The sequence below is a fragment of the Paenibacillus sp. TY11 genome, assembly GCF_059772165.1.
In genome coordinates, this window is record NZ_JCBAIQ010000011.1 from 169,932 (window position 1) to 185,153 (window position 15,222).

At 44.9% G+C, this 15,222-nt stretch carries 10 protein-coding genes; 7 read left to right on the top strand and 3 right to left on the bottom strand.

What is annotated here, in order from left to right; all coding sequences use genetic code 11:
- Positions 1-10: 10 nt before the first annotated feature.
- From AC6EJC_RS14680 to bglX, 3 genes are all read right to left on the bottom strand, one after another.
- Positions 11-1,015 carry a LacI family DNA-binding transcriptional regulator gene (locus AC6EJC_RS14680; protein ID WP_444954602.1) on the bottom strand — a complete coding sequence of 335 codons (1,005 nt, stop codon included), beginning with the start codon at positions 1,013-1,015 and terminating at the stop codon, positions 11-13.
- Positions 1,016-1,183: 168 nt separating this feature from the next.
- On the bottom strand, positions 1,184-4,624 hold the full coding sequence (locus tag AC6EJC_RS14685) for a GH36-type glycosyl hydrolase domain-containing protein (RefSeq protein ID WP_444954603.1): 3,441 nt from the start codon (positions 4,622-4,624) through the stop codon (positions 1,184-1,186).
- Between the two features lie 13 nt (positions 4,625-4,637).
- A complete protein-coding gene (bglX, locus tag AC6EJC_RS14690) occupies positions 4,638-6,812 on the bottom strand; it encodes a beta-glucosidase BglX (RefSeq protein ID WP_444954639.1) in 2,175 nt (724 codons plus the stop codon).
- Between the two features lie 491 nt (positions 6,813-7,303).
- On the opposite strand from bglX, the gene AC6EJC_RS14695 reads away from it, so the two are divergent.
- The 7 genes from AC6EJC_RS14695 (at position 7,304) to AC6EJC_RS14725 (ending at position 15,191) form a co-directional block, all read left to right on the top strand.
- On the top strand, positions 7,304-8,557 hold the full coding sequence (locus tag AC6EJC_RS14695; protein WP_444954604.1) for an extracellular solute-binding protein: 1,254 nt from the start codon (positions 7,304-7,306) through the stop codon (positions 8,555-8,557).
- Between the two features lie 36 nt (positions 8,558-8,593).
- Positions 8,594-9,478: a carbohydrate ABC transporter permease gene (locus tag AC6EJC_RS14700; RefSeq protein WP_444954605.1), complete on the top strand. Its 885-nt coding sequence runs from the start codon at positions 8,594-8,596 to the stop codon at positions 9,476-9,478.
- 18 nt (positions 9,479-9,496) lie between these two features.
- On the top strand, positions 9,497-10,351 hold the full coding sequence (locus AC6EJC_RS14705; protein ID WP_023986622.1) for a carbohydrate ABC transporter permease: 855 nt from the start codon (positions 9,497-9,499) through the stop codon (positions 10,349-10,351).
- 714 nt (positions 10,352-11,065) lie between these two features.
- Positions 11,066-12,487, top strand: a complete 1,422-nt coding sequence (gene papB, locus AC6EJC_RS14710) for a PapB family radical SAM/SPASM ranthipeptide maturase (protein ID WP_444954606.1) — start codon at positions 11,066-11,068, stop codon at positions 12,485-12,487.
- The gene (locus tag AC6EJC_RS14715; RefSeq protein WP_444954607.1) at positions 12,468-13,355 is read left to right on the top strand and encodes an ABC transporter ATP-binding protein; all 888 of its coding nucleotides are present in this window, start codon (positions 12,468-12,470) and stop codon (positions 13,353-13,355) included. The genes papB and AC6EJC_RS14715 overlap by 20 nt, the downstream gene beginning before the upstream one ends.
- 4 nt (positions 13,356-13,359) lie before the next feature.
- Complete coding sequence (locus AC6EJC_RS14720; RefSeq protein WP_444954608.1) at positions 13,360-14,049, top strand: ABC transporter permease; 690 nt, start codon at positions 13,360-13,362, stop codon at positions 14,047-14,049.
- Positions 14,046-15,191 carry a hypothetical protein gene (locus AC6EJC_RS14725; protein ID WP_444954609.1) on the top strand — a complete coding sequence of 382 codons (1,146 nt, stop codon included), beginning with the start codon at positions 14,046-14,048 and terminating at the stop codon, positions 15,189-15,191. Before AC6EJC_RS14720 ends, AC6EJC_RS14725 begins: the two co-directional genes overlap by 4 nt.
- Positions 15,192-15,222: the final 31 nt, after the last annotated feature.

Consider the following 15,222-nt stretch of genomic DNA (forward strand, 5'->3'; position numbering starts at 1 on the left):
GCGGTGTTCATCAGAGATTCTGTTGATCTTGGGTGATGAATGCTGGGCCCGCCGATTCTCTTTGGACAAGCGTAACGTATAAACGCTCATGCTCCACGTCTTCTCCGGCAATGATTTTGAGAACTTGTTCGGCAGCTACAGCGCCCCATTTACGCTTGGAATAGTCAATCGTTGTCAGACGGGGCTGAATATATTGCGCCAGCTCAATATTATCAAAGCCGACGATATGAATATCCTTGCCAATCGTAAGCTTTGACTGAGCCATTCGATTGTAAAAGCCCACTGCCATTTCATCATTGAGACAAAATACGGCTACAGGTTCCGAACCCGGGCTAACTTGTTGCTGCAAAATGATCTCGGCCGCCTGTTCGCCGCCCGATTTCTCAAAATCGCCGTCAATTTCGATCATTTCGGCGACGCCGCTACGCTCAATGGTCTGCTTAACCGCCTGCATCCGTTGCCATGAATCATAAGAACCTTCTGGTCCGGTAACAACATATAGCTTGCGGTGTCCCAATTCCAATAGATGTTCTATTGCGAGAGCGGCACCCGCTTTGTTATCCAGCAGCACCTGATTAATGTTAGGATGATTCAGTTCACGGTCCAGTACGACCATTTTATGTCCACGCTCGGCGTAGTTCAGTAGCTCCTGACTATCAAACGTCTGATCCAGTACGATGGCTCCGTCGATCATGCGTTCTGGCAGCATTCGGTGAGATTGCTTACCGCTGCATACGATGAGGTCATAGCCCTTGCGGTTCAAAATTTCTTTGATGCCGTACAGTAAATCTCCATAAACGTCTCCACGAAAATCGGTCAGGAAAACTCCAATAATTTTGGTTTGCCTTTTCTTGAGATTACGTGCGGCGGCATTTGGCACATAGTTAAGCTCTTTGGCAATGGCCAAAATACGTGCGCAAGTCTCTTCTGTTACCTTATCGCTACCGTTCAAAGCATATGAAACGGTAGATATGGAAACGCCCGCCTGTTTGGCGATATCTTTAATGCTGACCACATCGTCACCTCCTTGTCGTCCGTCTTATATTTGCTATTGTATATTTATTATTAACCACATATCTATTCCAAATGTCGTAGTTCTACACGTAAGCAGCAAAGGGCGATCCCGCAAGATCGCCATCCCTTTGTTGCCTATACCAGATTTAGCATTAAGCATAATTCGATTTTATAAAATAATCTCCAGACGGCGTACACCCTCATGTTCTGCTAATGCCTGCTCGATAGTCTCGCGTTTGATGCGCAAGGCACCGGAGCGGTAGCGATTATCATCGGCTGGTACGCTTTCCAGTGGTATCCCGTTCAATACTGCACGGCCTTGCTCACCGCCCGTATGCTCTTGCAGCATGCGGTAGACGAAGGTGATCGGTTTCCCTGCAAAGGAAAATTCAAATTCCAGTCCGTCGAGAGCGTCCGGCAGCACAGGGTCCAGGATCAGGTCTTCGCCCGACTGACGAACACCAAGGACATTCGATATGAGCTGATTCATGTAGATCCCCGGACCGCTGGAATAGATTCTCCAGCCACCCTTGACGGGTACGGCTCCTTCTCGTAGTTCACCAAACCGTTCTTGTGCTTCATAGCGGGTGTTAAATTTACCGTCCGAGCTGCTGAAATAGGCGTTGCTTTGGCGCCATTCGGCATTCGGTACGGACGCGCGGATGCCGACCGGATTGATGAGCTTCAGGCTGTGCCAGGCGTCATCCTTGCGACCCAACTTGGCCATCGCTTCCGCAAAGCGGATATGGGCATGCACGTATTGCAGCCCGACCTCACGCCCGAAGTTGGCCGCTTGCTCTGCGCGCTTGAAGTGCGAGCTCACACCGCCGTCATACGGTGCAGGGCGGTTCATCAGACGCACACCATCCGGGCAGAGGAACTGCTCGCGGATGAGCTGCTCATGAGCCAACGCTTGCTCAGGCGTGAGCAACTGGCTGATCATGCTGCGTGTCATCGGCAGCAAGCGGTAGTGGATTCCCGTCTCGGTGTCAGACGGATGGAGCATCAGCTTGGGGTGACCGGGCTCTTCCATATACACGAAGCCCGGAATAATCCCGCTCTCCAGCATGTAGCGGTTGAAGTCTTTACGGATGCCATCGGCCATCTGGTGTAGCTCCTGTGCGGTCTTGTCGGCTTCGCTTACTACACCTGCAGGGGCCTGCTCCAAGGCAACAGCAAAGTTACTAATTACTTGATAGGTGAGTGCAACGGTCCAGCTGCTCGCCATGTATTGCTTCAGCTGAGCATTGGCTGGCTGGAGGGTGTCGTCCCAGTCGCCGTCGCCATAAGCCGACAAATACGTATCATGTAGGAAATTCTCTCGAATATATTCGATTTCCTTCAGAGCATGTTCCATAAGGGTCGCAGTCTGCTTGGTATAATCAAAAGTATGCCGATGGGTGTAAGGCACATTTTCTCCCAGAATACTGTAATCACGGGTTGCGGTCAAATAATCGCCCAGTACCTTGAGCGGCCAAACGATAATATCCCCATGGCTTTCTTCTTGCTGCACGCGAGTATAGTTGTCAAACATAAACCATTGCGGCCAGTTTCCGCTGTCCTCGTACTGATGGCTGAATACAGTCAGTAGAATGGAACGAACCTCGTCAAACTTTTGCACGGCTGAAAAATATTCTACAGGTCCCTGACACACATCACGTGTTCCCCAGGCTGCACCGCCGTATTGCTCCAGACCGTGAGGCACGGAGTAGTGGACGAGCATATTGTGGGTGTACCACCAGGCCACTGCGTTCACACGGAATAGCTCGCTCGTTTCATGTTGGCCCAGCGTCAGATGGAAACCGTTCATAAGTTGGGCAAAATATTCTCGATAGCGCTCGCGCTCATCCTCAAAGGAAGCGTGGCGCTCTTTGTGCGCTGATTCTTGCCCGGCTGAAAGGCCGTACAGCCAGCCCTGCACAGTGCAGGTCCATTCGCTGCTGTCACCCAGTTCCAGCACAACCAGGGATGCATCAGGGGAAGCTTTACCCTGTAGCAGTGCGTGAGCGTCGCTCACATGCTGTAATGGAGCGCCCTTTACGTGCATTCGGTACAGCAGGTCCGGATAGGCCTCAGCGCTCAGAGAAGCCGAATCTGCCCGGAAGAGCAGGGCGTCACCTTCGCGTTCCATATGAAACGGAAGCTCATATTCGTTCACATGCATAGATATTTGCTGAGTGATGAGGAACGGATAGGCTTTGCCGCTCGCCGAACGCATGTGAAGCCGCACTTCTGGGCTATCGGCATTCGTATAGTTTGTAATAATGAATGTATCGTCAGCCGTTTTGTAATACCAGCGCACATAATTAAAGCCAATCTCGAACAGGGAAGGCATCGTGAGCAGGCGGTATTTCCCTTGGATTCCGACATAGATACGCTGGCCAGATGTCTTGGGAATATTGAGTGCATTACGCGTGTTGGTGATCATTTTGTTGAAATTCGTATTGCCGATCACGAGCTGGGAATTGAATATCCCGTACATATAGGAGGTGGTTGTAATCGTTTCTTCCTTACCTCCTGAGTAATGCCCGCCCATTAAAATGTGCCCATGGGGACGCTCTACACGAAGCTCTTTGGATTTGAGCACAACATGCTCATAGCTATCCGTAAAAAAGGAAAGTAGTTCATCGCCATCCCGTTCTTCTTCCCGGCGTTTCGGGAAAAGCTGATCCACTTCGGCATCGGTCAAGTCCAGCGTGCCCAGCGGCTCACCAATGGTTTGAGCTGGAGTCACATGCCCTGCCTGGAAATCACTTGCGGCGCGTGCTGGTATGGTAGTCTCGGAAGCGTCCACTAGAATGGCGGCTACTTCGTCGCGTGCTTTTGTCACCAGTTCCTGATACTCCAGCTTTGTCACTGCGGCCGGATGATTGGGCTGGAACAGACCGTAAAAAGTAAAGCGAGCTTCCCCGGCGAGTTTCACCCGCTCAGATTGCAACGCCGTATAGGCGAATTCGTACTGGTACACTTCATTGGCGAGCGAGTCGCGGCGGAGTGCTTCCGGCTCATTTGTTTCCTTGTACGAAAGTCCAAAGAACTGAAATCCGTCTGTCGAGTAACCGACAGTGCGGGTTAACGAGCCTTGTTGAATGTAAGGGAACGCTTGACTTTGAGGTTGATTTTGACGAGAGCAAACGGTATAGCCTCTTTGTTCATCATGGTAAACGGTATGGTCAATATATTGAGACAAATAAGCTTCATTACTGCGCACAGCAGCGGTATCCGCAATCCCGATATCCTGACCGTACACGACATCGGCTTCAACGTCATCGCCCTGTAGGGTTACATCCCAGAACCATACTCCCAGGCGGCTTAGCGTGAAGGTCACCTGATAGCCTACACCAGCGGTGAACCCTTCCCAAATAATCTGCTGATCCGTTTGCCGGATTACGCCGGGTGAACGAACTCCAAGCAGGGGAGTGATACTTACGCCGGACGGACGGTACAGTCTCAAGTACAGATTGTTCAGGGAACCGTCGACTGAATTGGTCAACAGTTGGTTAATCATCGTTGAGCCGTGGGTGATCTTATACACATCACCGCTGCTCAAGAAGGTAAAAGACAAGTCACCGGCCCGCAGCAAAATATTTTGATCCAGACTTGTATTCATCAAAGGGAACGCCTCACTTTCCTGTTTCTTTCACTAACCGAAAACGGCCTTCGGTAGTATCGCGGCTGTTAGGTCCTGTAAAGACGGCAAATGCACCACTGTCACTGCTGAAGCTTAAATCTGCATGATGATAGCGCAGCTGAGGCTCGGTCAATGCAAATTCCACTTCCCGGCTTTCGCCTGGGGCAAGAAGAATTTTGCAGAAATCTTTCAGTTCTTTCATTGGGCGAACCGTATCACCACTGATATCACGGACATAGAACTGCACGGTTTCCTCAACCGGACGTGTTCCTGTGTTCGTTACCTGCACTTTAACCGTCAATTCCTGACCGGGTATAAGGGTATCGCTAGAAAGCTGTACGCTTTCATAGGCTACCTCGGTGTAGCTCAGGCCATAGCCGAACGGGAATAAAGGTTCGTTCGGTACGTCCAGGTATTGGGACACGTAGCGTTCTTTTGTATTCGGATCTAACTGCGGACGTCCCGTATTAAAATGATTGTAATACACGGGCACCTGTCCGACCGATTGCGGGAAGGACATCGTCAAACGACCCGTAGGTTCGGCATCACCGTATAACAAATCGGCAATCGCCGCGCCGCCTTCGCCACCAGGGAACCAGGCTTCCAGTACGGCGTCTGCTTCTTCAATAATACCGTGAAGATCCAATGGACGACCATTAAACAATACGGCTACCATAGGCTTATTCAGCGTCTTCAGGCGCTTCACTAGTTCCAACTGGGCTTGTGGCAGACGAATATTCGAACGGCTGCCTGCTTCACCACTCATATCCGAGCGCTCACCAAGCGCCAACACGAGAACCTCTGCTTGGCTGGCAGCATGCAGAGCTTCTGCATATTGCTCCTCAGTTATGTCGTCTATAGAGCATCCTGTCGCAACCGTGAGCAGCGAGGAGGATATTTTTGATTGGAACCCGTCAACAACGCGAATAGCTTCCTCCTGCGAACCGCTCCACGACCAAGAACCCAGGATATCACCGCTCTCTGCAAAAGGTCCGATCAACGCAATATGTTGACTGCAATTCAATGGAAGAACGGAATCATTTTTGAGCAGCACGCATGATTTAATGGCTAATTCTTTGGCGACCGAGCGGTGAGCTTCGCAGAACACAACTTCACGTTCACGCTCAGGGTCTGCGCCGCGTAACGGATTCTCGAACAAGCCGAGCTTTTGTTTGAGCTTCAATATACGCATCACCGCTTCATCGACGAGCGCTTCATCCAGCTGTCCGCTGCGAACCAGCTCAGGCAAATGCCCGTTATAGCAGGAGGTCATCATTTCAATATCTACGCCAGCCAGCAATGCTTTCTTCGCTGCCTCCCGTTCATCCTCGGCGATGCCATGAGGAATAAGCTCTTTGATAGCGGCCCAATCCGAAATGAGTACACCGTCAAAGCCCCATTCATCACGAAGCAAATCACGCATCAGACGCTTATTGCCCGTTGCGGCTACGCCTTCTACGGTATTGAAGGACGTCATCACCATTTCGCAGCCTTCATCTAAAGCAGCTTTGTAGGAGGGGAGATAATACTCTCGTAGCTGCCATGCGGATACATCTACGGTATTGTAATCCCGTCCGCCTTCGCCAGCTCCATAAGCGGCAAAATGCTTCACGCATGCGGCCACCCGGTCGGTATCGTTCGTCAGATCTTTACCCTGAAATCCACGTACAAACGCACGGGCAAATTCACTGTTGAGGTAAGGGTCTTCCCCTGTAGATTCCATCACACGGCCCCAGCGTGGGTCACGCACCAAATCAACCATTGGGGCAAAAGTAACGTGTATCCCCGACACAGCTGCCTCCCTCGCAGCTATGGTAGCGCTCTCTTCCGCAAGTCGCATATCCCATGAGCAACCCATAGCCAGCGGTATCGGAAAAATCGTTTTGAATCCGTGTACAATGTCTGCCATAATTAAAAGCGGAATGCCCAGACGGTTTTTACTCAAATGGGCCTGCTGAACACGAATCACTTCCTTGGCTCCTGCGAGGCCAAGCACGGAACCGACGTTGTGGACGGTTTCCTCGGTGATACCAAGAGAAGCCATAGGTCCGGTAATTTGGCCTTCTGTTCCAGCATCTTCAAAAAAGGCGCCCACAAGCTGAAGTAGCTGGTCGACCTTTTCTTCAAGCGTCATGCTTTGCAAATAGGAATTTAGTTGTTGTTTCATCATAATCCTCCGTAAGCTGTGTTGATGGACAGCTTTCTTTTTCAGATTCATGAGATTTTTTGGCGAAAATGGATTCATAAAAGTGTTGACCCGGCTAATAGCTAGTATAGAAGCATAATATTCTGTTGTATTATTAATCGAAACGTTTCTATTGTTGAACTCAGTTGGATTATATACGCTTTCAAATCGAGAGTCAAATCCATATTGGAGGTTATTTCACGGGAAAAGTAACGTATTTAAGATGAAACAAATAAAACAAGAGCATGATTTTGACGGAATAAAAAATAATATCCCTATTGAATACGGTTTCAATTTGTTCTATAATGACTATCGAAACGTTTCTATTGATGAGTATGGTCCTTAGATTGTGAACATAATTGCTATAACGGTATGCTGTAATCACTGGCTGTAGTCACTGTATGTATTTACTTGTATTTGAAGCCGTTATCATATGCATGATCAGTAAACTGATCATCTCGGGAGGAATTCGTATGATGAAAAGAACGTTGGGGATCATTTTGGCAAGCACCTTATTACTGGGAGGCGCGCTGGCAGGCTGTTCATCCAAGGATGATTCATCCGGCAAAGATGCGAATGGCAAGACCACCATCACCTTATGGGGCATGGGAGCGGAAGGAAAGTTGCTGCCTGAAATCATAAAAGATTTTGAGAAAGAAAATCCGGATATTCACGTTGATGTACAGGCGTTGCCGTGGGATAACGCTCACGACAAATTGCTCACAGCGGTTGCCTCAAAATCCGGTCCGGATGTTGTTCAGTTAGGTACATCATGGGTGCCAGAATTAGCAGCTGCGGGTGCATTAACAGATATCACTCCTTATATCAGCAAATACCCTGAGCTTGAATCGAAAAATTTCTTCAAGGGCGCTGTGGGGACGGCCCAATTTGAAGGTAAACCAGTCGCTGTACCTTGGTACACTGAAACGCGAGTCTTATTCTATCGTTCCGACCTATTGAAACAAGTGGGATACAATGAAGCACCTAAAACGTGGGAAGAACTTTCCGATGCTGCTCAAAAGCTGGCGGCTCGGGGTAAAGGCAAATATGGTATCTCCTTTAGTGCAAAGGAGCAGTCTATGGGCTTTATGTTTGCTCTCCAGAACGGTTCCAAACTGGTTGACGAGCAGGGCAATCCGCTATTCAACCAACCACCGTTTGTAGATGCTGTGAAGTATGTGAATAGCTTTTTCCAAAATGGCTCTAACGCAGTGGATATTGGAATTGATTCCGTTCAAGGTTTGCAAGGCGAGGGTATCGTTCCAATGTTTATCAGCGGTCCTTTTATGATTAAAGAAATCAAGAGCAAGGCACCAGAGCTGGAAGGTAAGTGGAATATAGCGGAGCTTCCTGGCAAAGTAAACAACCTGTCCGTTTTGGGTGGAGCGAACCTTTCAATTATGCAATTCAGCAAGCACCCAGAGGAGTCGGCCAAATTCCTGGCTTACATGAGCAAACCAGAAACACAGCTGAAATGGATGGAACTGTCCAGTAACTTGCCTGCGACTACTAAATCGTGGGAAGATGCCAAACTGAAGAGTGATCCGATGCTTCGGACGATTCGCAAACAGCTGGATCATTCCGCAGCATTGCCGCAACTGGCAGCATGGGAAGAGGTTTCTCAACAATTCATCAAGAGCTTCGAGCGTATTTACCGCGGTCATGCCGATGTGCAGAAGGAAATGGATGACTTTAATCAGCAGGCTGCAAGTATTATGAAAAAATAATGATCCATATCCGTCAATGTCAAAGGGAGTGAAGGCATGAAAGGAAGCTCGCAGAAGCTTGCGCCATACTTGTTTATCGGTCCCTCCATCATCCTGTTAACGCTGTTTTCGCTATTGCCGATACTACTGGCGCTCGTGATCAGCTTCACGGATATGGATCTGTCCGGACTCGTTAATTATGATAGTATTCGCTTTATAGGTTTGGAAAATTACACGAACGTGCTTTTGGACCCTTCTTTTTTGAAGTCCATTGGTAATACGCTGTTCTTCGTCATCATTGGTGTTCCGCTAGTGCTGATATTTTCGCTCAGCATCGCGATCCTGATTAATATGGGAAAATCTCGTGCTTTCAAAATATTCCGCGTCGTGTTCTATCTGCCGTCCGTAACGAATGTGGTTGCAGTCGCGGTCGTTTGGAGCTATCTGTATAATCCAACGCTCGGATTATTCAACTATGTACTCGGTCTAGTGAATCTGGGCCCTGTTCCATGGTTAACCGATCCGACAGTAGCAAAAGTTTCGTTGATTGTGTTAGCAGTTTGGCGGGGTATCGGCTTAAACATGATTATTTTTATCGCGGCTATTAAAGGGATACCAGGCTCTTACTATGAAGCGGCTCAGCTTGATGGCGCCAATACATGGCAGCAAATTCGTTATATTACGCTTCCGCAGCTTCGTTACGCTATTTTCTTCGTATCCATCACGACGATGATCGGCTGGCTGCAATTTTTCGAGGAACCGTTTGTCATGACCAAAGGGAAACCGCTCGACGGCACGCTGACGGCATCCCTGTTCATTTACAATAACGGCTTCCAATTTAGCAAATTCGGGTATGCCGCGGCGGGATCGTTCATTCTGTTCTTTGCGATCATCGCGGTGACGCTGATTCAGTTCCGTTTGCAAAATAAAGCGGAGTCCTGATAGAGAGAGGTGATGAACGTGAAAACAGCTGTTCAGCAAGCCCGCGCCAATACGCGCAGTGGTGAAAAAACATTTCAATGGTTCGTGGCGATTCTCCTGACCGTGGGAGGTCTGCTGATGGTGCTGCCTTTTGCGTGGATGATTTTATCCTCCTTTAAGACTGAGGGCGAGGTAACCAAAATTCCTCCCACCATCTGGCCGCAGCATTTTACACTGGATAATTTTAAATTACTATTCGATAGCATGGCTTTTGGAACCTATCTGACGAATACGCTGATCATTGTTTTAGCTTCATTCTTCGGATTATTCCTGAACGCCATGGCGGGTTATGGTTTTGCCAAATTCCAATTTAAGGGCAAAGGGTTTCTGTTCTATCTGGTGCTGGCAACGATGATGATTCCAGGTCAAGTGACGATGATTCCCGTCTATTTGATTCTGAACCAGATGGGATTGACCAATTCTATGCTGGGGATTGTCCTTCCTGGTTTGGTAGGAGCGTTCGCGATTTTCTTGTTCCGGCAGTTCATGTCGGATATCCCGGAAGAACTGCTGGAGGCGACACGTCTTGATGGAGCAGGGGAGTTCCGTACTTTTTTACAAATCGTGCTACCCATTTCGACGCCAATTCTGGCAGTGCAGGCCATTCTGACCTTCATTGGCGGTTGGAACAGCTTTCTGTGGCCGCTCATTATTGCGAACGATGAGAAGCTGTACACCCTGTCCGTCGGTCTGTCACTGCTCAAGGGGCAGAACGAAAGTCAATTTGCCCTTCAAATGGCAGGCTCGACCTTCATGGTCGTTCCGATCATGATTATCTTCATTGTTTTTCAAAAGTATATTATCGAGAATTATACAATTTCGGGGATTAAGTAATAGTGTAGTGACGAACTATAGGCTGAACATAGTAACGGCGTAGTTTCTTGGTTTTAAACCAAAGAGACTACGCCGTTTTGTTGTGTTTTTGTTTTATAGAAAAATTAGAAAATCCTGACCAGCTTACATTCATTCTTAAAAGCTGCATTAGGTTTTGTTTATATATGGAGAACGGGAGAACGAAAGATTTAGAATTCAGATTGCGTGTTACGAAGGTGAATAAAAGTTGCGGCCTCCAGAATCATTAGGGATGCATTACATTAACAACGAGCGGCTTTTTTCGGCAAAGCAAACTATACTTTTATTATATTTAATTGAAAATATTTCAAAAATAATATGTTAACAAATTTTACATAATTACTTCAAAAAAAGTATAGAGTATAACGAAAAAAAGATTATATTGGAAAAGAAATGAAAAAATATAAAAAATGAGGTGAATCAAATTGTTCGATCCTATTAACCAAGCAGCTGAAGGAAGTGTTTCTCCTATGACATGTGTTTTTTGTGATACACGTGATCGTTGTGTAGGTTGTGATGCTACCGATTGGTTTTGTAGCAAAGAAAGTGGTCATTGGTGTACTAATAATGATAGCGATTAATTGAAGTAAAACTCGCAACGATAGGGCTTTCAAACACAGATAGTCAATTAGGAGGTCTGGGAACTAATCTTCTTGGACTTTCTCCTATTTTGTAACTTTGAGAGGATGATTAATAGTGATTAGTGCTCCATTTGAAAAAAATCCCGTCAAAATCATAGAACAAAATGAAAAGTTATACTTATACAATATAAAAACAAATGGGCTTTTTCAGATTGATGATGTCGTAGTAGATATATGTAATAGCGAAGGTAAGGAAATTGAAGAAATATATGAATTACTTAAGCATCGTTCTAGTAGAGAAGAGGTAGATAGGTTATTAGCCAGTCTGAAGGAAGCATCGGTTATATATAATAAAGATTTGTCTATTCAAAAGGAATGTAAAAGTTGCAATGATGAGCAAGTAAGTCTATCATCTATAATCCTTATGCTGGTTCAAGAATGTAATCTAAGATGCTCTTACTGTTATGGAGGAGACGGGGAATATAATGATCGGGGACGGATGGACACAGAGACCGCATTAAAAGCAGTTGATTATCTGTTTAATCATTCTGGCGAAGAAGAAGAACTGAATATTTGCTTTTTTGGAGGGGAGCCACTTCTGAACATTGAAGTTATTAAAGAAGTTGTAGCCTACACTAAGCTAAAACAAGAAAAATCAAATAAACGTGTTACATATAGTATGACAACGAACGGCACCTTGATTTCCAAAGAAATTGAAAACTTCTTATTAGATCATCGTGTTTCTATTCAGATAAGTCTAGATGGTGATCAAATGACACACGATTTCAATCGATATTATCAGAACAGAAAAGGTACCTATGAAATCATTTTAGATAGAACAGAAAGTTTAAGAAAAAAAGGTGTTATAACAGCAAGAGCTACGATTTCACCAGTACAATTGGATATAACACATACACTTACTCATTTAATGGGAATTGGTATTCGTCATGTTGCGATGTATCCTGCAGTCGAGATGCTTAGTGAGAAAGATTTTGAGAAGTATGCACAAGAATTCACCAAATTGGTTGTGCATTTTGAATCTTTGCTTCAGGCTAAAAAATATGGGGAAGCACGTCAAATATCGAACATTCTAAAATACTTGAAGATGATTCATTCTTCTTCTAAGAGAGATTATTTTTGTGGGGCGGTTTCGCATATGCTTGCCATTGATGTGCATGGTAATCTTTATCCTTGTCAACGATTTGTTAATGAAAAGAATTATTCTTTAGGGAATGTAAGGGAAGGGGTGGATGAAAGAAAGAAGAGTGGCATGCTTAGTGAGATGCGTTTAGAGAAGAGAACTGTATGCGGAGAATGTTGGGCTAAGAATCTATGTGGTGGAGGTTGTCCTCAAGAAAATATGGTGCTTAGTGGTTCGATTAATGAGCCAGTGGGTAGATACTGTAATTTTACTCGTAGTGCAATAATGGATTGTATGAAATTGTATTTACGATTAACTAAAGAAGACAAGAAAAACCTGTTCTCTGCTAAGCAGCAGCAAGAGCAACTATTGGAGGATGTCTCATTTGACAATTGATATTCGAGCTTTAAGTAAGTCATATGGTTCTCACCAAGTACTTAACGAGCTTCATTTCCACATTGATAATGGTATATTCGGACTGCTCGGAGACAATGGGGCAGGTAAGACCACTTTAATGAAAATTCTTGCTACTTTACTTAGATTCGACCGAGGGGAAGTTGAAATATTCGGACATTCTTTGAAAAAAGAACCGGATGCTATTCGTTTGTTACTGGGTTACTTGCCGCAGCATTTTGATTTTTTTTCAAATGTAACCATTATGGAATCTATGAACTATTTTGCGGCTTTAAAAGGTATTCAAGGTAAGCGTCATATTCAAGAGGAGACATCACAGCGATTAATTGAGGTGGGACTAATCGATCAAGTTCATAAAAAAATAAAACAGCTGTCTGGGGGAATGAAGCAGCGCTTAGGAATTGCCCAAGCTATGTTAGGACAGCCTAAGTTATTAATTGTTGATGAGCCTACGGTTGGACTGGACCCCAAAGAACGAATTGCTTTTCGAAACTTGCTTCAGAATTATGGAGAAGACCGGATTATATTGTTATCTACTCATATTGTTCCTGACGTTTCAAGCACATGTGACAAACTACTCGTTTTAAAAGAAGGCCGTTGTCTGTATCAAGGGGCTATAGACGATATGATTCGAACTGTCGAGGGTAAAGTATGGTTGGTTGATGTTGGCAAGCGTCAATTGGAACAATTAAGCCAACAAGCTCGAATCACCTCCATTGTGCGGAAGGAAGGGAGAATTCAGGCTCGATTATTGTGTAACCACCCTCCAGACTGCTGTACAGAAGTCACACCCGAAACGGCTAATCTTGAGGATGCGTATCTGTACATTTCCGATCTGGGGGAGAGTTAACAAAATGGGACAAGTAACCAGAGCCCTGGTTCAATTTGAAGTTTTGCTAATGAAGAAAAGTGTAGTGTTTTTTATAGCACTAACGTTCTCTTGTTTTTTAATTCCTTTATTTTTATATCTAGGAGCGGGGAATAAGAATAACGAGTTATGGATATTTTTGCATCATGGACAAATGTTCTTTACCATATTACTAATGCCGTTAATGTATTCTGTTCTTTATGATAGCGAGAAGCAAAAAATGATCTCTTCTGTTATTATGCCTAAAATGCATAAAGGAGGCCAATATTTTTACTGTAAGAGTTGTGTATTATGGGGAGTGGTTTGCTTATTTCAGTTTGTCGCTTTAGCTATGATTTGTGTAGTTCAATGGACGACTCATGGTAAGGCTCCGTTCTTGACACTGCTTCATCTAACAGTAGCAAGTGTAGCAACTATGGGATATTCTGTTCAAGTTACCGTCATATTGAACTTGCTCTTACGTAAACAACTGTATGTGAACATTATAATGCTCGTCTACCTTTTAACCAGTATTACTATCAATTTTCCCTACATTTCCATCTGGTTTAATCCAGACTGGATTATTTCCAATTTCTTCACACAGTTGTTTGCTTTCGGGCGAATATTCCTATTTTTGCTTATGTGGGTATTGATGAAAGTCAGTAATCATCTATGGATGGCGAGGGTACAAGAATGAATGGAACTATAGTTCGTTTCTGGCTACAGCTTTTACTCCGAAGAGAACAAGCAGTAACCTTGCTCGTTTCCTTTGGTGTGGTTATTATATTCAATTTAATAATGAATGAAGGTATTGCAATAACTTATAGTGTTAACTTGTTATTTGTAGCTTTTTTTTCTTTACAGATTGCGAGTATACATAATCGTAATCATACAGAGTCGTATATATATATTTCTGTCTTTCCTAATTACCGTCTAATCACTTACCAGCTCTATGTATCTTTAATTCTTTCGTTTCCTCTCTTGCTCATAATGGTAGGACTTTTATGGAAATCATTCGCTGATGTATCATTATGGAATTTGGTTATCATTGTATTTTTTTCTAGTGTTTTTTCGTCGATGTTGGGTCTCTTGTTGGGGCAGGTAGTAAAGCATTATGGGTTGGCCTTCACTTTTCTCATTGCTTTTTACCTTCCTATAGGTTTAGTTTCCTGGTCTTTTAATGAAAAATTTCGTTACATATCTCCTGTAGTGAATATATTCAACCCCTATATGATCAACTGGCGAAATCTCTTTGGACTCTTAGGCTGTAGTTTATTATTTTACGGATTAGGCATATTGTTATCCAGTCGGCGCGGAGGCGGCAAAAAGTCTATAATCCCTTGGATTAGTACTGTCCTTGCCTGTAGCCTACTGATTGGCGTGTGGGGATATGAGAGGCTATTTAATGAGAATGTACAGACATCATCGTTTCAAAAAATAATAGTGGGACAAACACAAGTAGAGTATAAGGGGATTAGTTCGTATCAAGCAAAGCAATTTGCCACCCTCTTTGAAACGCTGTATCAAGTGGCTAAGAAAAAGGAGACACACCCGGTTCGCTATACCTTGCAAATCACCCGAATGCACTCCATGTCATCACTCGAACCGGAAATAATAGTACACCATCATAATAAACTTCAAATTAATATTTATTCAAATAAGCTCTTAGAATTCAATCGTGGGATGGATTGGGCTAGTAAGTGGATTGATTACATTTTGCCGCAATCAACTCACTTGTCCAATGAGCAAGTGGACGTATTTAGGCGCGTCAAAAGTGATATTGTTGTGGAAGTTCGCAGAAAAAATCCCGAAAATGTCTATACCCTTCAGGGAGACTGAGAGCTAAAATAGCGAGATTTCGTGAAGAACC